We start from the raw sequence: 19,404 nt of genomic DNA, 5'->3' as shown, positions 1-19,404 counted from the left end.
GGATCAGCCTCCGTAAGCGTCGAACAGTGCATCGAGGCCGGCTAGGCTCGACGCGAACGGCGCGCATTCGCGAAAGCCCTGCTGCAGGAACGCCTCGATGCGCGGATAGAGCGCGATCGCGCGGTCGAGCTGCGCGTCGCGGCCGGGCGCGTATGCGCCGACCGCGATCAGGTCGCGATTGCGCTGGTAGCGCGACAGCATCTGCTTGAACTGCCGGACGTGGTCGAGATGCGTTTCGTCGATCAGTGCGGTCATTGCGCGGCTGATCGACGCCTCGATGTCGATCGCCGGATAGTGGCCGGCCTCGGCGAGCGCGCGTGACAGCACGACGTGGCCGTCGAGGATCGCGCGCGCCGAATCGGCGATCGGATCCTGCTGGTCGTCGCCTTCGGTCAGCACCGTGTAGAACGCGGTGATCGAGCCGCCGCCCTCCGGCCCGTTGCCGGTGCGCTCGACGAGCGCGGGCAGCTTCGCGAACACCGACGGCGGGTAGCCCTTCGTCGCGGGCGGCTCGCCGATCGCCAGCGCGATCTCGCGCTGCGCCATCGCGTAGCGCGTGAGCGAATCCATCAGCAGCAGCACGTGCTTGCCCTGGTCGCGGAAATACTCGGCGAGCGACGTCGCGTAGGCCGCGCCCTGCATCCGCAGCAGCGGCGACACGTCGGCCGGCGCCGCGACGACGACCGAGCGCGCGAGCCCGTCCTCGCCGAGGATCTGTTCGATGAATTCCTTCACTTCGCGGCCGCGTTCGCCGATCAGCCCGATCACGATCACTTCCGCGCTCGTGTAGCGCGCCATCGTGCCGAGCAGCACCGACTTGCCGACGCCGGAGCCTGCGAACAGGCCCATCCGCTGCCCGCGGCCGACGGTGAGCAGCGCGTTGATCGCGCGCACGCCGACGTCGAGCACGTGGTGGATCGGCTCGCGCTCGAGCGGGTTGATCGACGGCGCCGACAGCGGCGCGTCGACCTTCGACGCGAGCGGGCCGAGGCCGTCGAGCGGGCGGCCCGACGCGTCGACGACGCGCCCGAGCATTTCCCAGCCGACCGGCAGCCGCTTCGCGCCCGCGAGCGGATCGGCGACGGGCGCGCTTTCGCGCGGCCACACGCGTGCGCCGGGCAGCACGCCCGCGACGTCGGTGGTCGGCATCAGGAACAGGCGGTCGCCGGCGAAGCCGACGACTTCCGCTTCCGCGTGCGGCAGCGTGCTGCCGGGCGGCAGTTCGATCGTGCATTCGGCGCCGACCGACAGGCGCAGCCCGATCGCTTCCAGCACGAGGCCGGCTGCGCGCGTCAGGCGCCCGCACGGCCGCAGCGGCAGCGCGCGCTGGCTGCGCGCGGCGAGCCCGTTCAAATGGGTGCGCCAGTGTGCGAGATGCGGGTTGTGCGGTGCGCGCGGCGCGGCGTCGGAGGTATCGGCCGCTGCAGCGGTGCTATGCGGGGTGGTGGGTGCGGTGTCCAGCGCGGCGTTGTGCGCGTCCGGGCCGAACGACGCGAGCGCGAGTTCGCGCTCCAGCGGCGTCATGCCGTCATGCGCGAGCGCCTCGGGCGGCCGCGTCACCACGTGCTCACCTTGCCGATCGCGGCGGCGACGCGCTGCCAGCGCGTGGGCAGCGTCGCATCGACCTCGCCGGTCGCGGCGTGCGCGCGGCAGCCGCCGCGCTCGATCGACGCGTCGGTGCGCACGTTCCAGCCGAGTGCATCGAGATCGTCCTGCAGATAGGCTTCGACGACGGGCAGGTCAGCCGGATTCACCGCGAGATGCGGCGCGCCGGACAGCGCGGGTTCGGCCGCGAGCACGTCGCGCACGGCGGCAACCAGCGCGGCCGGATCGTGCTTCACGTGCTGGCGCACGACCTGCTGCGCGATGTCGAGCGCGAGCTGCGCGATGTCGGCGGCCAGATCGTGCTCGATGGTCGACACGGCCTCGCGGAACGACGCGGCGAGCGCCGCGAGTTGCGCGGCCTGTTCGCGCGCGTCGGCCTGACCGGCTTCGAAACCCTGTTCGCGGCCCTGCTCGAAACCGGCCTGGTAGCCGAGCGCCTGGCCTTCGACGTGGCCGGCCGCATGGCCTTCGGCGTGCGCGGCGTCGCGCACGCGCTGCAGTTCCTCGGCGAGCGCGGCGGCGGCCGCTGCCGCGTCGTCGGGCGGCGGCGGGGGCGGCGGCGGGTCGAACGACGCCATCTCCCACCGCTGGTAGGCGGTGAGGGTGCCCGCGCGATCGCTCGCCGAATCAGACATACGCGTCTTCCGCCTTGCCGCCGATCGCGATCGCGCCGCTCTCGGCCAGGTTGCGCACGATCTGCAGGATGCGGCGCTGCTGCGTCTCGACGTCGGACACGCGCACCGGGCCGCGCGCGTCGAGATCCTCGGCGAGCAGTTCGGCCGCGCGCTGCGACATGTTCGCGAGGAACTTCTGGCGCAGTGCCGGCGGCGCGCCCTTCAGCGCAATGATCAGCGTTTCCGACTCGACTTCCTTGAGCACCATCTGGATCGCGCGATCCTCGAGGTCGAGCAGGTTCTCGAACACGAACATCTGGTCGATGATCTTCTGCGCGAGTTCGGCGTCGTACTGGCGCACGCTCTCGAGCACGCCTTCCTCATGCACGCTCGTCATGAAGTTCAGGATCTCGGCCGCGGTGCGGATGCCGCCCATCGGGCTGCGCTTCAGGTTGTCGCTACCGGACAGCAGGCCCGTCAGCACGTCGTCGAGCTCGCGCAGCGCGGCCGGCTGGATGCCGTCGAGCGTCGCGATCCGCAGGATCACGTCGTTACGCAGCCGCTCGGTGAAGCACGACGCGATTTCCGATGCCTGGTCGCGGTCGAGGTGCACGAGGATCGTCGCGATGATCTGCGGATGCTCGTTCTTGATCAGTTCGGCCACGGCGGCCGAGTCCATCCACTTCAGGCCCTCGATGCCGCTCGTGTCGCTGCCCTGCAGGATGCGGTCGATCAGCACGCCGGCCTTGTCCTCGCCGAGCGCCTTGGTCAGCACCGAGCGGATGTAGTCGCTCGAATCGAGCGACAGCGCGGTGTGCTGCTCCGCTTCCTTCGCGAATTCGTGCAGCACGTCCTCGACCTGCTCGCGCGTGACGTTCTTCAGCGCGGCCATCGCGGCGCCGATCTTCTGGACCTCGCGCGGCGCGAGGAACTTGAATACCTGCGCGGCTTCTTCCTCGCCGATCGACATCAGCAGGAGCGCGCTCTTGGTCAAGCCTTCAGCGTTCATCGGACACCCAGTTCTTCACGACGGTGGCGACGATCTTCGGATCCTGGCGGGCGATCGTGCGCGCGTAGTCGAGGTTGCGTTCGTAACGGTTCTTCTCGCTCTCGAACCCGAGCAGCAGCGAATCGGGTTCCTCGGCCTTCTCCGGCGCCGGCAGGCCGTCGAGCGCGACCGGATCTTCCGGCGCGGCGAGCGCCGGCGCGGCCGGCTCGGGCGGCGGGAACGCACGGCGCATCGCCGGGCGCACGAACATGAAGTACAGCGCCGCGGCGGCTGCCGCGATGCCGAGCCACTTCGCCGCTTCCTTCGCCATCGCGATCATGTCCGGCTGGCGCCACCACGGCAGGTCGGCGTACGGGTCGCTCGCGGTCGAGAACGCGCTGTTCACGACGTTCACCGAGTCGCCGCGCTTCGCGTCGTAGCCCATCGCATCCTTCACGAGCTGTTCGACCTGCGCGAGCTTCGCGGGCGGCAGCGGCTGCATCGTCACGTGGCCCTTCGCATCGGCGACCGGCTGGTAGTTGACGACGACCGCGACCGACAGCCGCTTCACGCTGCCCATCGGCTGCTCGAGATGGCGGATCGTCTTGTCGACTTCGTAGTTGGTCGTCTGGTCCTTGCGGTCGCTCACCGGCGTCGTCTGCGGCGCGTTCGCGCCGTTGCCGGCGACGATCGGCGCGGATGCCGGCTGTGGCGGCGTGTTCGACAGCGCGCCCGGCACGCCCGACGCGCCGCCCTGCGCGAGTTCGGTCGAGCTGCTGGTCTGCTGGCTGCGGATCGCGGATTGCTGCGGATTGCCGTTCGGGCCGTAGCTTTCCGACGTCTGCTCGAGCTTCGAGAAATCGAGATCCGCGCTGACCTGCGAGCGCGCGTTGCCTGCGCCGAAGATCGGCGCGAGGATCGCGTCGATGCGCTTCTGCGTGTTGTGCTCGACCTGCTGCACGTACTTGAGCTGGCTCGCGTCGAGGCCCGATGCCGAAGCGGTCTGGGTCAGCAGGTTGCCGTCCTGGTCGACGATCGTCACGTTCTTCGCGGGCATGTCGGGCACGCCGGACGACACCATCCGTGTGATGGCCTGGACCTGGCCCTCGTCGAGCACGCGGCCCGGGTAGAGGTCGATGAACACCGACGCGCTCGGCGCTTCCTTGTCGCGCACGAACACCGACGGCTTCGGGATCGCGAGATGCACGCGCGCACCGCGCACCGCGTTGATCGATTCGATGGTGCGCTGCAGCTCGCCTTCGAGCGCGCGCTGGTAGTTGATCTGCTCGGCGAACTGGCTGATGCCGAATTTCTGGTTGTCCATCAGCTCGAAGCCGACCGAGCCGCCCTTCGGCAGCCCCATCGCGGCGAGCTTCAGGCGCGTCTCATGCACCTGGTTCGACGGCACGAGGATCGCGCCGCCGGCATCGGCGAACTTGTAGGGAACGTTTGCCTGCTGGAGCGCGGCAATGATCGCACCGCCGTCGCGATCCGACAGGTTGCTGTACAGCACGCGGTAGTCGGGCGCGCGGCTCCACAGCACGAGCGCGGTGATGACGGCGACCGCGAATGCGACGGCGATCAGGAACGGCAGCTTCGGGTTGCCCTTCATCCGCGAGATGCCGGGGATGCGTTCCGCGAAGCCGCCAAGCCCGAAGTCCGCGCCTGCGCCACCCACGCCTGGCAACGCGGCGGCCGCGGCGGCGCCTGGCGCCGGGCTGGCGAGGCCCGCGCGGGCGTCTGGGTTGATCAGCGAGTTGGCCTGCGAATCCATGCGTCGAGTTTCTCCGGAGCGGGACGACTGAGCTCGCTCGGACGAGCGGGCGGACAATGACACGATGCGATTATCGTGACCCGGGCCGCACTCCGATCGACCGAAAAGAGCGGGGTTTCCCCCGTACTTTCGCGGCTTTGACGCGCGGCGCGCTGCTATCCTTTTTCGGAATCCGGCATGGCGCGCGTGGTGCGGCGCCGGCGGATCGCCCGGTGCGTCCGGGTCTCTCTCTCAGTTTTGGGGACAGCATGACTGCGAACGTCAGCGGAATCGGTTCGGTGTTGCAACAGATGCAGTCGATGGCCGCGCAGGCGTCAGGCGGCGTCGCGAGCCCGACGGCGGCACTGGCCGGCTCGGGCGCGGCGACGGCCAGCACGTTCGCCAGCGCGATGAAGGCGTCGCTCGACAAGATCAGCGGCGACCAGCAGCACGCGCTCGGCGAGGCGCAGGCGTTCGAGGTCGGCGCGCCGAACGTGTCGCTGAACGACGTGATGGTCGACATGCAGAAAGCCAACATCGGCTTCCAGTTCGGGCTCCAGGTCCGCAACAAGCTAGTGAGCGCTTACAACGACATCATGCAGATGGCGGTTTGACTCGGCGGCTATTCAGGGACAGCGATCCGTGGACGGCCATCCGGCCTGGGCTGCGGGCCGGCCTTGCTGCGCCAGGCGGCACGCGCCGCTTGCCTAAAGCTTTCCAAATCCCTTCCGATAACTCCGGTGAAGGCCGCGTCGTGCGATGCACGGCGGCGGTTCCCGTATAGCCAAGGCACAACAAGGAGAAGCGCATGTTTTCCCCAGGACACGCTGGAGCCAGTGCATACGCGCGTGTCGGCGTCGAGACCGGGGTGATGGGCGCTTCCCCGCACCGGTTGATCGCGATGCTGTACCAGGGTGCGCGGCAGGCGGTTGCGCTCGCGCGCATGCATTTGCAGCAAGGCAATGTGTCCGCGCGCGGCGAAGCGATCGGCAAGGCGATCCGGATCGTCGACAGCGGGCTGAAGGCATCGCTGAATCTCGATGCGGGCGGCGAGATCGCGGCGCGGCTGGATGCGCTGTATGCGTATATCACCCGGCGTCTGCTCGAAGCCAATGCGCAGGCGAGCGACGCGATGCTGGTCGAAGTCGACGGGCTGCTCGCGACGCTCGAGGAAGCATGGACGGGGATCGCCCCGGAAGTCGCGCGGATGGCCGCACAACAGGCAGTGGAAGCATCACGATGAATCGCAAGGCCGAATACTTCGAACGTTACGAGGCGCTCGCCGCCGTGTCGGGCCGGATGCTGGGCGCCGCCCGCAGTGCCGACTGGAGCGCGTTGCCGGAGTTGCAGGCCGAATTCATGCAACTGGTCGACGGGTTGAAGGAGGCCGATCCGGGCGTCGTGCTCGACGAATCGGATCTCGGCCGCAAGCTCGACCTGATCCGCCGCATCCTGGCCGACGACGCCGCGATTCGCGATCTCGCGAGCCCGGATCTTGCGCGGCTGTCCGCGCTGTTCGAGGCGCGGCGCTCGACCAAGGTATTGACCGATCTCTACCGCGCGCGCGGGTAGGGCCCGTTTCCGGGGAAACGGGCGCGGGGGCGCACAAGCCCGTTGCGGCAGGCGCGCAGTTCCCGCGGACGGCACCGGCGTGCCGTTACCGGATTCGCAACGATATGGCTGAGATGAGCAGGCTCCGATCATGACCGGTATCGACTCCGTTGCGGCGGCCCTGCTGGCGAGCCGCCTCGACAGCCTGCTGACCGGCACCGTGTCGGCGCCCGCGAGCGGCGGCGCGACCTCGCAGGTCGGCACGCCGGGCAACGGCGCGTCGTCAACGCCTTCGGCCGGCAGTCCGCCTGCCGCGCCGCCGGCTTCCACCCAGACTGCCCTGTCCGATGTCGGGCGCGTGCTCGACGCGATCTCGCGCGCGGGCGGCGACGCGACGCCGGCCATTGTCGGGCGCGCGCCGCTGCTGGCTGACCCCACCGTGCTGCTGACCGACACGGCTGCGCCGGCCCGCGCGCCAGCCGCCGCCGATCCGGCGGCATCCTCCACGCCGGCTTCAGCCGCAGCGTCGTCGGCTGCGGCGACGCGCGACGCGGCTGCGACGTTGCCTGTTGCTGCGCTGCGCGCGGCGCTCGTGCAGGCCGTGAGCGAAAGCGGCCTTTTCTACGAATCCCATCTCGCGCAGTGGCTGGCCGGCCAGCGTCCGCTCGCGGCGCTGATGCGCGAGCCGCAGGCGCGCCTCGCGGCCGCGCTCGCGCCGGCCGATCCGGATGTCGCCCAGCATGGCGCGACCGACCTGCTCGACGAGCTGCTCGCGCAGCGCCCGCCATTGCCTGCGCCCGCTCGCGCAACCGCGCAGCCGGGCGCGCCGGCCCAGGGCGGTGCGCCGGCTCGGGACCCCGCACCGGCCGTGCCGGCAGGCGCGCGGCAAGCGGCGTCGCTGCCGCACGATACGGCCGATCTGCTCGGCGACCGGCCCGATGCGCGCTGGACGCCCGCGCGGGCCGAGCTGGCCACCGCGTCGTCCGATTCGCAGGCGCAGACGCTCGCGACCGTGCATCCGGCCGCCGTGCCGCTCGTCAGGCAGCAGCTCGACGCGCTCGCGACCGACCAGTTCCGCTGGGCGGGCGAGGCGTGGCCCGGCGCGCGGCTCGACTGGACGATCGAGCCCGACGATCCGGGCAACCGTGCGCCGCGCGGTGACGGCGACACGGGCGACGGTATTGCCTGGCGCACGCGCCTCACGCTGACGTTGTCGTCGCTTGGCACGGTCGACGCGGAGCTGGTGCTGAACGGCACGCAGCTCGTCGCGCGGCTGCGTGCGAACCAGGCGGGTGCCGACCGCCTCACGCGGCACGAGGCGGCGCTGCGGCAGCGGCTCGAAGTGTCGGGGCTCAAGGTGAGCGGGCTGTCGATCCGTGCGGTCGACGACGGCCCGGACGGCTTCGACCTGTTCGCGGCCCAGGCGGCGGCCACCGCGTATGCGCGCGGCTCAGCCTCGACTTCGGCCAGCGGCCCGGCGACGCGTGCGCCGGATACCGACGACGAGGCGCTGTCATGAGCATGACGTCCCGCAAGCGCGCGGCCGCGCTCGTCTACGATCCGAAGGGCGGCGATGCCGCGCCGCGCGTGGTCGCAAAGGGCTACGGCGCGCTCGCCGAGATGATCGTCGCGCGCGCGCATGACGCCGGGTTGTACGTGCATACGGCGCCGGAGATGGTGTCGCTGCTGATGCAGGTCGATCTCGACGACCGGATTCCGCCGCAGCTCTACCAGGCGGTCGCCGATCTGCTCGCGTGGCTGTACGCGCTCGACCGTACCGAACCCGCGCCGGATGCCGCCGCATCGCGCTTTCCGCTGCCGCCGCTGCGCTGAACGGTGCTGCGCCGCGCGATTTCTTACGAAATGCCGCCTTGACCTTGCAAGGTCATTCTGTCGGTATTTTTCGCCTATCGGGCGGCATCGTGCCGCAACGCTCGCGCTTCGCCGGTATTTCCTCGCTCGACGGGCTTGCCGCCCCGTATCCGGCCGGATTGAGCGTGCAATAGATTTGTGTAATGATATCCATTCTCATTTTCATGCTGCCCGGGCGGCGCGCACGCTTTGCGCGCCGCCCGTTGTTTTGAACGAATGGAATCTCTCGCGTGAACGCGCCCGAAACGATCAATCCGCCCCGCACCGGTGCTTCCCGCGCCGGCGTCACCGTGCTGCACCCGACGGCCCGCCCGCTGAGCGACGACGAACTGGCCGCGCGCCGCCAGCGTTCGCGCCGCGCGACCTTCATCAAGTGGCTGCGCAAGGTGCATGGCTGGGTCGGGCTGTGGGGCGCGGTGCTCGGGCTGCTGTTCGGCGTGACGGGCGTGCTGCTCAACCACCGCGCGCCGCCGCTGAAGATTTCGACCGGCGAGCCGCAGGTCGAGGAGATGCAGATCGCGCTGCCGGATCCGGCGCCGAAGACGCCCGCCGCGATGACGAAGTGGCTGCAGCACGAACTGCATTTCGACGGCAAGCCGGGCCGCATGCGCAAGGAGCCGGCGCAGCCCGTCGCGTGGGGCGACAAGCGCGTGATGCAGCCGGAGCACTGGCAGATGGGCCTGTTCGGCCCGCACCAGAACCTGCAGGCCGAATACTGGGTCGGCAACGGCTACGTCGCGGTGAAACGCACGGGCAACACGTTCCTGACGACGCTGAACAACCTGCATCGCGGCGTCGGGATGAATCTCGGCTGGGTGCTGTTGATGGACACGATCGCGGGCTCGCTGATCCTGCTGTCGCTGACCGGCGTGCTGCTGTGGACCGAGCTGAACAAGCGCCGCACGGTCGGCGTCGTGCTGGTGGTCGGTTCGGTCGCCGCGGCGCTGGCCGCCGGCCTGACCTGATCGGCGGCTCGCGCCGGCCTGGCGCCGGCGCGTGCGCTTTCGCCTGTTTCGTCCGCTTCGCTCGTCGCGGACGCCCGCCGGGCGCGACCGCGCGCCGGCGTCACCAGTGATCAGAGGCCGCAGGCCGCGCCGCTGTTCGCCGCGATCTCGCGTGCGGCCTTCGCGCCCTCGACCTGCAGGATCGTCGGCAGCGACACGTTGTTCTTCGCGGCGGTGATCTCGGCGAGGATCGAGATCGCGATTTCCGGCGGCGTCCGGCTGCCGATGTAGATGCCGGCCGGCCCGTGCAGCCGGGCCAGTTCCGCTTCGTTCAGGTCGAATTCGCGCAGCCGCTCGCGCCGTGCCGCATTGTTGCGCCGCGAGCCGAGCGCGCCCACGTAGAACGCGGGCGTCTTCAGCGCCTCCATCAGCGCGAGATCGTCGAGCTTCGGGTCGTGCGTGAGCGCGATCACCGCCGAACGCGCATCGAGATTCATGTCGAGCACCGTATCGTCGGGCATCGTGTGCACGACGCGCGTACCCGGCACGTCCCACGCATCCGTGTATTCCTCGCGCGGATCGCACACCGTCACCTGGTAGTCGAGTCCGACCGCGATCTGGCACAGATAGCGCGACAACTGGCCGGCGCCGATCACGAGCATCCGGTAGCGCGGCCCGTGGATCGTCACGAGCCGCTCGCCGTCGAACGCGAGCCCGTCGGCCGCCTGCGCGGGCGACAGCGATGCGCGGCCGGTCGCGAGCGTCATCGTGCGCGTGACGAGGCGGCCGGCCTCGACTTCCGCGCACAGCGCGGCAATCCCGCTGTCGCGCGTGAGCGGCTCGAGCACGAGCTGGATCGTGCCGCCGCACGGCAGCCCGAAGCGGTGCGCTTCCTCGGCCGTCACGCCGTACTTGAGCGCTTCCGGGCGCGCGTCGGCCGCGATCCCGCTTGCGTGCACCCGGGCGATCAGGTCGTCCTCGATACACCCGCCGGACACGGAGCCGACCACGAGCCCGTCCTCGCGCACCGCGAGCATCGCGCCTTCGGGGCGGGGCGACGAGCCCCACGTCTTCACGACCGTCACGAGCAGCACGCGGCGCCCTTCTTCGAGCCAGCGCGCGCTGGATTTCAATACATCGAGATCGACGCTTTCCATCATCTTCTTCCTGTTGCCGGGCGACGCCGCCGATGCGGGCCGCCGTTCGATGGCGCGATTATGAACCGGCCGCGGCAAGCGTGCAGGCGACGGGGGAACGCGCAAAACAGGGAAGGGAGAAGCGCGGCAGCGAGGAAGGCGGGCAGGGCGGCCCGAGGCGGGCCGCCGGCAGGTCGCCGGGCGGACGCATCCGCCCGGCGGGTCGCTCCGTCAGAGCGAGCCCAGGTACTGCGTCAGGTTGCGGATGTTGTTGTCGTACGCGTTCGGCGAGCCGAGCTCGACGCCGCCGCTGCGCACGTAGTACTCGAACGGCACGGAGCGGGTGCCGAAGAACGGCAGGAAATTGTCCGGTTGCAACGTCGTGCCGTTCAGGCCGATCGCCCAGTTCCGCGACTTGTACAGCTCGAGCTCGCGGATGGTTGCCTGGACCTGATTCGTCTCCGACGCGCGAATCGCGGCGATGTGCTGCGTCAGCGTCTCGATGTTCGCCTGGTAGGCGCTCGGTTCGCCGACCGAGACGCCGCGCGCGCGGACGTAGTAGCTGAACGGCAGGTTGCGCTCGGTGAAGAACGTCAGGAAACCGTCCGGCGCCAGCGTATCCCCGTTCAGGCCGATCGCCCAGTTCTTGCTTTGATAATCCTTGAGCCCCGCGATCGTCTGGTTGGCCGCGCTGATTTCGACCTTCGCCGTGACGTTGACCAATGTATTGCTCATGACAGACCTCTCTGGTTCTTGTTGAACTTCGAACAGGTACAGCGACATGCCTCCGGACGGAGGCAATAAAATACCGTCGACCGGATTATCGGGCCGTGATTTTTTAATTAAAAATATGCTGAAAATTCGTTTTTGAATGCGCGATGAATTTGGGTTTTATAAAAAGGCGCTTCGATGAAATCGATTGCTTCCCGCCGCGCTCATGCTGCGGCCTAGGCCCCGTCTGGTCTGGGTGGCGCGGGTATGCGACCGGCCGACCTGAATACTAGGTTGGCGAATGCAAGAGTTCAATGTCGGGCGCGTGATTATTTTCTTCTATTCATATTCAATTCGGTCGAATTACATTTTTAATCGATAAAAATGTCGATCCGAATAGAATATATCGGCATTCGAAAAATAACCGGTGGAAACGGGAATTGACGCGAGGATCGTTGCAGGAAAGGCAACGTGGCGGCGGGACGGGTGAAGGCAGGGCGGGGAGGGCGCGGAGCCGGCGTCCGGCTCCGCGGGTGCGCACCGTGCCGCGAGCGGCACGGCGGCGCTCAGTGCGCGTCGTGGTGACCGTGCGCGAGCTTCGAGTGATGGCGCGAGTACAGGAAGTAGATCGCGAGGCCGATCACGAGCCAGATGCCGAACGCGGCCCACGTGATGGGCTGCAGGTTCAGCATCAGGAACAGGCATGACGCGACCGCGAGGATCGGCACCACCGGCACGCCGGGGCAGCGGAACGCACGCGGCAGGTCGGGGTGCGTGCGGCGCAGCACGAGCACGGCGATCGACACCATCGAGAACGCGGCGAGCGTGCCGATGTTGATCAGCTCGGCGAGCACGTTGAGCGGCACGAGCGCGGCGATCAGGCCGAAGAACAGGCCGACGAGCCAGGTCGTCAGGAACGGCGTCGCGTAGCGCGGGTGCACGCGCGACAGCGCGGCCGGCAGCAACCCGTCGCGCGACATCGCGAAGATCACGCGCGTCTGGCCGTAGCTCATCACGAGGATCACGGTCAGCATGCCGAGCACGGCGCCGAGATCGATGAAGCCTGCGACCCACGTCTCGCCGGCCTTCTGCAGCGCGTACGAGATCGGGTGCGAGATGTTCGCGTACTGGGCCGACGGCACGATGCCGGTCGCGACCGCGGCGACCGTCACGTACAGCACCGCGCACACCGCGAGCGACGCGATGATGCCGATCGGCAGGTCGCGTTTCGGGTTCTTCACTTCCTCGGCCGCCGACGACACCGCGTCGAAGCCGATGAACGCGAAGAACATCACGGCCGCCGCGCCGAATACGCCGTTCCAGCCGTGCGGCATGAACGGCTTCCAGTTCGCGGGCGTCACGTGGAACACGCCGACCGCGATCACGAGCAGCACGACCGACACCTTGATGAACACCATGATGTTGTTGATGCGGGTCGACTCGCGGATGCCGATCGACAGCAGCGTCGTGATCACGATCATCACGAGGAACGCGGGCAGGTTGAACCACGTGACGACGCCCGGCACCGCACCGGGCGCGGCCGTCAGCACGGTGGGCAGCGTGAGCCCGAAGCCCTGCAGCAGCGACTGCAGGTAGCCCGACCAGCCGACCGACACGGCCGACGACGCGAGGCCGTATTCGAGCATCAGGTCCCAGCCGATGATCCACGCGACGAGCTCGCCGAGGGTGGCGTACGAGTACGTGTAGATCGAGCCGGCGACGGGGATCGTCGACGCGAACTCCGCGTACGACAGCGCGGCGAGGCCGCACGCGATCGCGGCGATCACGAACGACAGCATCAGGGCGGGGCCGGCCTGCACGGCGCCGGTACCGGTCAGCACGAAGATGCCGGTGCCGATGATCGCGCCGATGCCGAGGAAGGTGAGGTCGATCGCGCCGAGCGCTTTCTTGAGCCCGGCGGCATGCGCGCCGGCGATCATGCGATCGACGTTTTTCTTGCGGAAGAGAGACATTGCGGATGAATCGCCAGCGCGCGCGGGCGCGGTAGCGCTGACTGAGTGAAAACCCGCAATTTTAGCCGATTTGGCGCGCAAGACCCGCTGCAGCGCAGCGGTAAGTCACAAAATCGTCCGATAAAACAAGCGCTTGCGCTTCGGGCGGGCGACAGCGGGCGGCGGCGCGGCAGGTGCCGCGTCGCTGGGCCGGACGAATCGGGTGAAGCGGGGGAATCAGGCGCCGGCCGTGGGCGCCATGTCGACGAGCCGGTTGCTCATCACGTAGAACGTGAGCTCCGCGTTGTTCGACAGCCGCATCTTCTCGAGCAGCCGCGAGCGGTACACGCTCACCGTCTTCACGGACAGCGACAGCGTGTTCGCGATGTCGGTGAGCCGCTTGCCCGACGCGAGCATGCAGAGCGTCTGGTATTCGCGGTCGGACAGCTTCTCGTGCGGCAGCGGTTCGTTCTCGAACGACACGTATTCGGCGAGCGCCTCGGCCATCGCGGGGCTCACGTACTTGCGGCCGGCCGCGACCTGCTGGATCGCGCCGATCATCTGCGCGGCGTTGACCGTCTTCGACAGGTAGCCGGCCGCGCCGGCCTTCAGCGCGCGCACCGCGTACTGGTCCTCGCGATACATCGAGAACATCAGCACCGGCGTGCGCGACAGCTTGCGCTTGAGGCGCTTGAGCACCTCGATGCCGTTCGTGTCCGGCAGCGAAATGTCGAGCAGGATCACGTCGAATTCCTGTTTGTCGACGGCCGCCACCGCGTCGCTGCCGGTTTCGGCCTCGGTGACGTCGCGCGCGACGCCACGGTCGATCAGCAACTGGCGGATCCCTTGCCGGACGATCGCGTGATCGTCCACCAGCAGGATGTTCAGGCTCATGACGACCTCACGAAAGCGACGCGCGGCGGGCCGCGACGGGCACCGCGAGCAGCGAATCCCAAGCGAAGCGCGCGGTGACGCGCGTGCCGTGGCCGGTGGCCGGCGTGGCCGTCTCGAAGCTGCCGCCGAACGCCTCGCAGCGGGCGCGCATGCCGGCCAGACCGTAGCCGGTGCGGCGGCTCCGCGAGAAACCGGTCCCATCGTCGGAGACGATCAGTGACAGGTGCGTGCCGTCGGTGGCGATTCGCACGTCGACCGACGTCGCGCGTGCGTGCTTCGCGACGTTCGACAACGCTTCCTGCGCGACGCGGAACACCGCGAGCGCGCTGGCCCCGGCGAGCTGCGTCAGGCGCGCGTCGGCCGCACAGACGAAGCTGGTGCGCAGGCCCGTGCGGGCCGCATGGGTGTCGGCCCACGACGACAGCGCGCCGACCAGGCCCGCGTCGAGCGCCGGCGTGTCGCGCTCGTCGATCAGCCGGCGATTCGCGTCGGTCGCGGCCTCGAGCGCCTGCTGCGCCAGCGCCAGTGCGCGCAGGCAACCCTCCGGCGCATCGGCCGGCAGCCACGTTTGAACGTTTGCGAGCGCGAAACGCGCAGCGGTCAGTTCGGCACCGAGCCCGTCATGCAGCTCGCCGGCCAGGTGGCGGCGGGCCGCTTCGTCGGCGGCGAGCAACTGGGCAGACAGCGCTGCGATCCGCGCGGCGGAGGCGCCACGTTTCGGCGCGGCGTCGGCAATGGGCGGAGTCGCGACGCAGCCCGGCACGAGCTGTTGCGACGGGAACGGGGCGTGGGCGCCCAAAGGCGCGTTAAGCGACGTATCCATGACTCTCCCTGCTGTCAGAAAGCGGTTCAGACACCGGCTGGCTGCGTGGATCGGCTGCCGTTTCGATGACGGTCGCCGCCAGAGAATCGCCCCCTGCCGAGGTAACAAAAGTTACGTCTTGTAACACTTGCATCCGACCCTTCCACTCTCATCCGAACGGCAACCGCGCGCGGCGAATAATATCTCAAAATTTCCGAAAAGGTCATGTCAGGCGGACATTTAAGGGTAAATGTGAATAATCGGAATGAAGGTGTTGTAGGAAAAACACTGACACCCAAGCGCCGGACGATGACGTATCCAAATGTAACTATTTGAGATGGGATGATCCCAATTTGTTACGAATTCGCCAAGTAGGGACGAAAAAAAACCGGAGCTTTCGCTCCGGTCCTTGATGCTGCGCAAAATTTGGGGATCGATCAGTCCACGAACGCGCGCTCGATCACGTAGTGGCCCGGCGCGCTGTTCTTGCCTTCGACGAGGCCGGCCTGCTTCAGCAGCTCGGTCGTGTCCTTCAGCATCGCGGTGCTGCCGCACAGCATCACGCGGTCGTTTTCCGGCGAGAACGGCGGGACGTCGAGATCCGTGAACAGCTTGCCCGTCGCGATCAGGTCGGTGATCCGGCCTTCGTTGTCGAACGCTTCGCGCGTGACCGTCGGGTAGTAGACGAGCTTTTCCTTGATGATGTCGCCCAGGTACTCGTGGCCCGGCAGGTCGTGCTTGATGTAGTCCATGTACGCGAGCTCGCCCTTCAGGCGGCACGTGTGCGTCAGGATCACCTTGTCGAAGCGGTCGTAGATGTCCGGGTCGCGGATGATCGACATGAACGGTGCGAGGCCCGTGCCCGTCGACAGCATCCACAGCGTCTTGCCCGGCAGCAGGTTGTCGGCGACCAGCGTGCCCGTCGGCTTCTTGCCGATCAGCACGGTGTCGCCCACCTTCAGATGCTGCAGGCGCGACGTCAGCGGGCCGTTCTGCACCTTGATGCTGAAGAATTCGAGATGCTCTTCGTAGTTCGGGCTGACGATCGAGTAGGCGCGCGCGAGCGGCTTGCCGTCGACCTCGAGGCCGACCATCGTGAATTCGCCGTTGTTGAAGCGCAGGCTCGCCTCACGGGTGCAGGTGAAGCTGAACAGCGTGTCGGTCCAGTGATGGACGGATTGGACGGTGGCGGTGTCGTATTTGCTCATGGCTTTGAAAACGGACGCGCGTAGCGAACGCGAGTAACGGGCCCAAAAACGGGCAAAAAACCGAGTGCGACGGCCCGATCGCGGATCGGCCGGCCGGCGCGTCGGACACGCGCCTTCTCGATGACAGACGATTGAGGAACTCGTTATTTTACCCTGTTGACGCGGATCGCGGGCTTGACCCCCGTGGCCGCGCGGATTTGGCGCAACGAATTATTTCAATCCCCTTTCAGTTTTTTCAGCGCTCGGCCGCGAGTTTTGCACCGAGGCCGACGAGCGCCACGCCGCACAGCGCGTCGAGCGGGCGCCGCACGCGCCGGTAGCCGCGCTGCGCGCGCGGGCTCGCGAACAGGTACGCGACGCACGAATACCAGCCGGCTGACAGCACGCCGATCGTCACCAGCACCGCGCCGTTGAACCACAGCGGCACGTGCGCGGGCAGCATCGCCGCGAACACGCTGGTCCAGAACGCGCACGATTTCGGGTTCGTCAGGCACGTGAACAGGCCGCTGCGATACGCACGCAGATAGTCGCGCGCGTGCGGCGCGGCCAGCGGCGCGCGTTCGTCGGGCGCGTCGGCCGGCGTCGTATCGCGGCGCACGCCCGCGCGCAGCAGCTTGAAGCCGAAATACACGAGGTAGACGGCGCCGCCGATCCGGATTGCCTCATACAGCCATTCGACCTGGTGCAGCACGGCCGCGAGGCCGAGCATCGCGAGCGTCGCCCAGGCGATCGACGCGGTGCCGAAGCCGAGCGCCGACGCGGCGCCGAGGCTGCGCCGGCCCGCGAGCGACAGTTGTGAAATCATGAAGAAATTCGGGCCGGGGGTGATTGCCGCGACGAGATAGACGACGGCGATTTGCAGCAGGATCGGCAGGTAGGTCATGGCGGCGCGGCCCGGCGGCGGGGCGGAGCGGAATGGGCAAGGCGTTAATGTAGCGCGCGCCGCGCAATCCGGCTGCGATCGGGCCGAGGTCGGGAGCGCTATTGCGGATCGAGGCGCAGGCGCGCGATGTACGGCAGGTGGTCCGACAGCCACGCGGCTTCGCCGGACGGCGCGCGCCATTCGAGCGGCGTCAGCCCGCGCACGAACATCTTGTCGAGCGCGAGCGCCGGCGAGAACGCGGGGAACGTGCGGCCCGATTCGCCGAGCAGCGTCGCGACCTCGGACAGCCCGATCTCGCCGAACAGCGCGACCGAATCGTTGCGCCAGTCGTTGAAGTCGCCGGCGAGCATCAGCGGGCCGTCGCCTGCGTTGCGCACGATCCAGTGCGCGATCCAGTGCATCTGGCGCAGCCGTGCGGCGCGCGTGAGCGCGAGGTGCGCGCACAGCAGCGTGACCGGGCGGGCGCCCGCGAGCGTCGCGCGCGCGACCAGCAGGCCGCGCCGCTCGAAACGGTGCGCGGAGATGTCCCAGCGGCCGCCGAGGTCGAGCGGATGCGGTGACAGGATCGCATTGCCGTGGCGCCACGACGGCTTGAACACGTTCGGCCCGAGCGCGATCTGCCAGTCGAGCGCATGCGCGATCTCGGTGGCCTGGCAGTGCCAGACGTCGTCGACCGCGTCGTCCATCGGTGCGCCGAAGCCGGGCGCGAGCACGGGGCGCGGCATGCGGCGCGCCATCGCTTCCTGCAGGAAATACACGTCGGCGTGCGTCGACTGCATCCAGTTGCGCATCGCGTTCCACGCGGTGAAGCCGAGCGGCGAGCGGCCCTTGTGCAGGTTCCAGCTCACGGCGGTGAGTTCGTCGGGTGCGGCGTGCGGTTCGGCGAACGGCAGGGACAGGGCGTCGGCGGACATGACGCTCAATCCTTCGCGACGTGCGCACGCACGCGGTACACGAGGTGCGGATGTTGCTCGACGAGCGTCCAGTCGGTCCACGCGTCGGCGCCGACCGTCAGGCCGGGGTGGCTCGCGACGATTTGCCGCGGCGACGCGGGCACGCACGGATCGGCCGGCTTCGCGCCTTCGTCGTCGATCGTTTCCTGCACGTCGAGCGCGAGCGACACCGTGTTCGCGCCGGCATCGACGGTGACCGGCGCGACCGTTACCGCGCGCGAACGCTCGGTCGGCACGACGCGCGCGGCATTGCCGCAGCCGACCGGCACGGCGGACGGATAGCGATGGGTATCGGTACGGGTCTGACCCACGGTGGTGCGCTGCTGGAACGTGTCGATGGTCTGACCGTCGCGTACCACCTGGATCTCCCACGCGACGGAGGCCGGTGCGGGGCTCTGCGCATGGGCGGCGAGCGCGATGCTCGCGAGCAGGACGGCCAGGCCGTGTTTCAGCATGAAACGTCTCCGGAAACGCGGAATAGCGGGGAACGGACGCACATCTTACGCCCGATCGATTTCGATCGCGATGTGACAGGATGCGTCGCGGCAGGTTCGCCGCACGATGCATGCCTGATCGAAAGGTAGGGCCGCGTCATGCGTTTTCAAGCGAAAAAGCGCGTGAACTCGGCGACCGGCGCGCGCTCGGTGACGAGGCGGTTCTCGATCGCGTCGGGGTCCGCATGGCCGAGCGACATCCCGCACACCAGCTGTTCGTTGGCGGGAATGCCGAGGTGTTCGGTGACGATCCGGTGAAACGGCACGAACGCGGCCTGCGGGCAGGTATCGAGCCCGCGTGCACGCGCGGCCGTCATCACGCCCTGCAGGAACATCCCGCAGTCGAGCCAGGCGCCGTAGGTCATCACGCGGTCGAGCGTGAAGAACAATGCGACCGGCGCATCGAAGAAACGGAAGTTGCGGGCGTGCTGCGCATGCATGCGCGCCTTCTCGTCGCGGCCGATGTTCAACAGGCCGTACAGATCCCAGCCGACCTTGCGGCGTCGGTCGATATACGGCGACACCCATTCGCGCGGGTAGTAGTCGTACTCGGCGACGTATTTCTCGTCGCGCGCGGGATCGTCGTGGGCCGCGGTGAGCGCGGCGGCGAGCGCATCGCGCGTGGCGCCCGTCGCGACGTACACGCGCCACGGCTGGATGTTGGTGCCCGACGGCGCACGGCTCGCGGCTTCGAGGATCGCCTCGAGCGTGTCGCGCGGCACCGGCGTCGGCAGGAACGCGCGGACCGCACGGCGCGACGTGAGCGCCGCGTCGACGGCACCGATCGTATCGGCATCGACGCGCGGAAAAGCAGGGGGGACGGACATCGGCATACCTTTGGGGCGGGGGCCGACGCGCCGCGCGGGCGCGGTCGGACGGGCCGGTGCGGCAGGTGGGTGAATCGACGATCATACGCCGCGGCGCGCCGGCGTGCAGCGCGCGCGGGTGTTAGCAGCAGACTCGCGCGGCTGCTTGCTTGCGCGGGGATGCGGGATCGCTACACTGAAATCGTAAGGGTCTGATGATCGTGTAACGGCAAGCGGC

Annotated in this window: 21 protein-coding genes; 7 read left to right on the top strand and 14 right to left on the bottom strand. The window is 68.5% G+C overall.

Going from position 1 to position 19,404, the window contains the following annotated elements; all coding sequences use genetic code 11:
- Nucleotides 1–3: 3 nt before the first annotated feature.
- The 4 genes from fliI to fliF are packed head-to-tail and all read right to left on the bottom strand — an operon-like array spanning nt 4 to nt 4,981.
- On the bottom strand, nt 4–1,524 hold the full coding sequence (gene fliI / locus CFB45_RS17190) for a flagellar protein export ATPase FliI (RefSeq protein WP_373558413.1): 1,521 nt from the start codon (nt 1,522–1,524) through the stop codon (nt 4–6).
- 32 nt (nt 1,525–1,556) lie between these two features.
- On the bottom strand, nt 1,557–2,240 hold the full coding sequence (gene fliH / locus CFB45_RS17185; protein WP_089426553.1) for a flagellar assembly protein FliH: 684 nt from the start codon (nt 2,238–2,240) through the stop codon (nt 1,557–1,559).
- The gene (gene fliG, locus CFB45_RS17180; RefSeq protein WP_069249110.1) at nt 2,233–3,228 is read right to left on the bottom strand and encodes a flagellar motor switch protein FliG; all 996 of its coding nucleotides are present in this window, start codon (nt 3,226–3,228) and stop codon (nt 2,233–2,235) included. Before fliG ends, fliH begins: the two co-directional genes overlap by 8 nt.
- Complete coding sequence (fliF, locus tag CFB45_RS17175; protein WP_089426552.1) at nt 3,218–4,981, bottom strand: flagellar basal-body MS-ring/collar protein FliF; 1,764 nt, start codon at nt 4,979–4,981, stop codon at nt 3,218–3,220. The genes fliG and fliF overlap by 11 nt, the downstream gene beginning before the upstream one ends.
- A 248-nt stretch (nt 4,982–5,229) precedes the next feature.
- Between fliF and fliE the strand changes: the two genes are divergently transcribed.
- The 7 genes from fliE (at nt 5,230) to CFB45_RS17140 (ending at nt 9,348) form a co-directional block, all read left to right on the top strand.
- Entirely contained in the window at nt 5,230–5,574 is a 345-nt protein-coding gene (gene fliE / locus CFB45_RS17165; RefSeq protein WP_046544213.1) for a flagellar hook-basal body complex protein FliE, read from the top strand.
- Nucleotides 5,575–5,768: 194 nt separating this feature from the next.
- Entirely contained in the window at nt 5,769–6,203 is a 435-nt protein-coding gene (gene fliS, locus CFB45_RS17160) for a flagellar export chaperone FliS (RefSeq protein ID WP_089426551.1), read from the top strand.
- Nucleotides 6,200–6,532 carry a flagellar protein FliT gene (locus CFB45_RS17155; RefSeq protein ID WP_089426550.1) on the top strand — a complete coding sequence of 111 codons (333 nt, stop codon included), beginning with the start codon at nt 6,200–6,202 and terminating at the stop codon, nt 6,530–6,532. Before fliS ends, CFB45_RS17155 begins: the two co-directional genes overlap by 4 nt.
- Before the next feature lie 130 nt (nt 6,533–6,662).
- The gene (gene fliK, locus CFB45_RS17150) at nt 6,663–8,030 is read left to right on the top strand and encodes a flagellar hook-length control protein FliK (protein ID WP_089426549.1); all 1,368 of its coding nucleotides are present in this window, start codon (nt 6,663–6,665) and stop codon (nt 8,028–8,030) included.
- A complete protein-coding gene (locus CFB45_RS17145; RefSeq protein ID WP_089426548.1) occupies nt 8,027–8,344 on the top strand; it encodes an EscU/YscU/HrcU family type III secretion system export apparatus switch protein in 318 nt (105 codons plus the stop codon). Before fliK ends, CFB45_RS17145 begins: the two co-directional genes overlap by 4 nt.
- Before the next feature lie 38 nt (nt 8,345–8,382).
- Nucleotides 8,383–8,517 carry a hypothetical protein gene (locus tag CFB45_RS39470; protein WP_256976757.1) on the top strand — a complete coding sequence of 45 codons (135 nt, stop codon included), beginning with the start codon at nt 8,383–8,385 and terminating at the stop codon, nt 8,515–8,517.
- 96 nt (nt 8,518–8,613) lie between these two features.
- The gene (locus CFB45_RS17140; RefSeq protein WP_089426547.1) at nt 8,614–9,348 is read left to right on the top strand and encodes a PepSY-associated TM helix domain-containing protein; all 735 of its coding nucleotides are present in this window, start codon (nt 8,614–8,616) and stop codon (nt 9,346–9,348) included.
- Nucleotides 9,349–9,458: 110 nt separating this feature from the next.
- On the opposite strand, the gene CFB45_RS17135 is transcribed toward CFB45_RS17140, so the two are convergent.
- The 10 genes from CFB45_RS17135 to CFB45_RS17090 form a co-directional block, all read right to left on the bottom strand.
- On the bottom strand, nt 9,459–10,484 hold the full coding sequence (locus CFB45_RS17135; RefSeq protein WP_039354764.1) for an XdhC family protein: 1,026 nt from the start codon (nt 10,482–10,484) through the stop codon (nt 9,459–9,461).
- A 210-nt stretch (nt 10,485–10,694) separates the two neighbouring features.
- Nucleotides 10,695–11,198 carry a hypothetical protein gene (locus CFB45_RS17130; protein ID WP_089426546.1) on the bottom strand — a complete coding sequence of 168 codons (504 nt, stop codon included), beginning with the start codon at nt 11,196–11,198 and terminating at the stop codon, nt 10,695–10,697.
- Nucleotides 11,199–11,740: 542 nt separating this feature from the next.
- Nucleotides 11,741–13,147: an amino acid permease gene (locus CFB45_RS17125; RefSeq protein ID WP_089426545.1), complete on the bottom strand. Its 1,407-nt coding sequence runs from the start codon at nt 13,145–13,147 to the stop codon at nt 11,741–11,743.
- 216 nt (nt 13,148–13,363) lie between these two features.
- Nucleotides 13,364–14,020, bottom strand: a complete 657-nt coding sequence (gene rqpR, locus CFB45_RS17120) for a response regulator transcription factor RqpR (RefSeq protein WP_089426544.1) — start codon at nt 14,018–14,020, stop codon at nt 13,364–13,366.
- A 7-nt stretch (nt 14,021–14,027) separates the two neighbouring features.
- Entirely contained in the window at nt 14,028–14,843 is an 816-nt protein-coding gene (rqpS, locus tag CFB45_RS17115; protein WP_089426543.1) for a quorum system sensor histidine kinase RqpS, read from the bottom strand.
- A gap of 416 nt (nt 14,844–15,259) precedes the next feature.
- Nucleotides 15,260–16,030, bottom strand: coding sequence for a ferredoxin--NADP reductase (locus tag CFB45_RS17110; protein WP_089426542.1), 771 nt, complete (start codon nt 16,028–16,030; stop codon nt 15,260–15,262).
- A 235-nt stretch (nt 16,031–16,265) separates the two neighbouring features.
- Nucleotides 16,266–16,913 carry a LysE family translocator gene (locus CFB45_RS17105; protein ID WP_089426541.1) on the bottom strand — a complete coding sequence of 216 codons (648 nt, stop codon included), beginning with the start codon at nt 16,911–16,913 and terminating at the stop codon, nt 16,266–16,268.
- Between the two features lie 98 nt (nt 16,914–17,011).
- Nucleotides 17,012–17,827 carry an endonuclease/exonuclease/phosphatase family protein gene (locus CFB45_RS17100; protein WP_011353499.1) on the bottom strand — a complete coding sequence of 272 codons (816 nt, stop codon included), beginning with the start codon at nt 17,825–17,827 and terminating at the stop codon, nt 17,012–17,014.
- 5 nt (nt 17,828–17,832) lie between these two features.
- Nucleotides 17,833–18,321, bottom strand: coding sequence for a hypothetical protein (locus tag CFB45_RS17095; protein WP_089426540.1), 489 nt, complete (start codon nt 18,319–18,321; stop codon nt 17,833–17,835).
- A 146-nt stretch (nt 18,322–18,467) separates the two neighbouring features.
- Nucleotides 18,468–19,187, bottom strand: a complete 720-nt coding sequence (locus CFB45_RS17090; RefSeq protein WP_089426672.1) for a nitroreductase — start codon at nt 19,185–19,187, stop codon at nt 18,468–18,470.
- Nucleotides 19,188–19,404 lie beyond the last annotated feature (217 nt).

The organism is Burkholderia sp. HI2500 (assembly GCF_002223055.1).
Classification (GTDB): domain Bacteria; phylum Pseudomonadota; class Gammaproteobacteria; order Burkholderiales; family Burkholderiaceae; genus Burkholderia.
Note: the sequence above shows the minus strand (reverse complement) of the source record. Positions and strands in the feature narration are given on the sequence as shown.

Excerpts from the sequence above, each read along its gene's own strand:
- rqpR (WP_089426544.1), bottom strand. The coding sequence starts at position 14,020 with ATGAGCCTGAACATCCTGCTGGTGGACGATCACGCGATCGTCCGGCAA.
- fliI (WP_373558413.1), bottom strand. The coding sequence starts at position 1,524 with ATGACGCCGCTGGAGCGCGAACTCGCGCTCGCGTCGTTCGGCCCGGAC.
- CFB45_RS17125 (WP_089426545.1), bottom strand. The coding sequence starts at position 13,147 with ATGTCTCTCTTCCGCAAGAAAAACGTCGATCGCATGATCGCCGGCGCG.
- fliS (WP_089426551.1), top strand. The coding sequence starts at position 5,769 with ATGTTTTCCCCAGGACACGCTGGAGCCAGTGCATACGCGCGTGTCGGC.
- rqpS (WP_089426543.1), bottom strand. The coding sequence starts at position 14,843 with ATGGATACGTCGCTTAACGCGCCTTTGGGCGCCCACGCCCCGTTCCCG.
- fliH (WP_089426553.1), bottom strand. The coding sequence starts at position 2,240 with ATGTCTGATTCGGCGAGCGATCGCGCGGGCACCCTCACCGCCTACCAG.
- CFB45_RS17110 (WP_089426542.1), bottom strand. The coding sequence starts at position 16,030 with ATGAGCAAATACGACACCGCCACCGTCCAATCCGTCCATCACTGGACC.
- CFB45_RS17155 (WP_089426550.1), top strand. The coding sequence starts at position 6,200 with ATGAATCGCAAGGCCGAATACTTCGAACGTTACGAGGCGCTCGCCGCC.
- fliE (WP_046544213.1), top strand. The coding sequence starts at position 5,230 with ATGACTGCGAACGTCAGCGGAATCGGTTCGGTGTTGCAACAGATGCAG.
- CFB45_RS17135 (WP_039354764.1), bottom strand. The coding sequence starts at position 10,484 with ATGGAAAGCGTCGATCTCGATGTATTGAAATCCAGCGCGCGCTGGCTC.
- fliG (WP_069249110.1), bottom strand. The coding sequence starts at position 3,228 with ATGAACGCTGAAGGCTTGACCAAGAGCGCGCTCCTGCTGATGTCGATC.
- CFB45_RS17095 (WP_089426540.1), bottom strand. The coding sequence starts at position 18,321 with ATGCTGAAACACGGCCTGGCCGTCCTGCTCGCGAGCATCGCGCTCGCC.
- CFB45_RS17090 (WP_089426672.1), bottom strand. The coding sequence starts at position 19,187 with ATGTCCGTCCCCCCTGCTTTTCCGCGCGTCGATGCCGATACGATCGGT.
- CFB45_RS17145 (WP_089426548.1), top strand. The coding sequence starts at position 8,027 with ATGAGCATGACGTCCCGCAAGCGCGCGGCCGCGCTCGTCTACGATCCG.
- fliF (WP_089426552.1), bottom strand. The coding sequence starts at position 4,981 with ATGGATTCGCAGGCCAACTCGCTGATCAACCCAGACGCCCGCGCGGGC.
- CFB45_RS17105 (WP_089426541.1), bottom strand. The coding sequence starts at position 16,913 with ATGACCTACCTGCCGATCCTGCTGCAAATCGCCGTCGTCTATCTCGTC.
- CFB45_RS17100 (WP_011353499.1), bottom strand. The coding sequence starts at position 17,827 with ATGTCCGCCGACGCCCTGTCCCTGCCGTTCGCCGAACCGCACGCCGCA.
- fliK (WP_089426549.1), top strand. The coding sequence starts at position 6,663 with ATGACCGGTATCGACTCCGTTGCGGCGGCCCTGCTGGCGAGCCGCCTC.
- CFB45_RS17130 (WP_089426546.1), bottom strand. The coding sequence starts at position 11,198 with ATGAGCAATACATTGGTCAACGTCACGGCGAAGGTCGAAATCAGCGCG.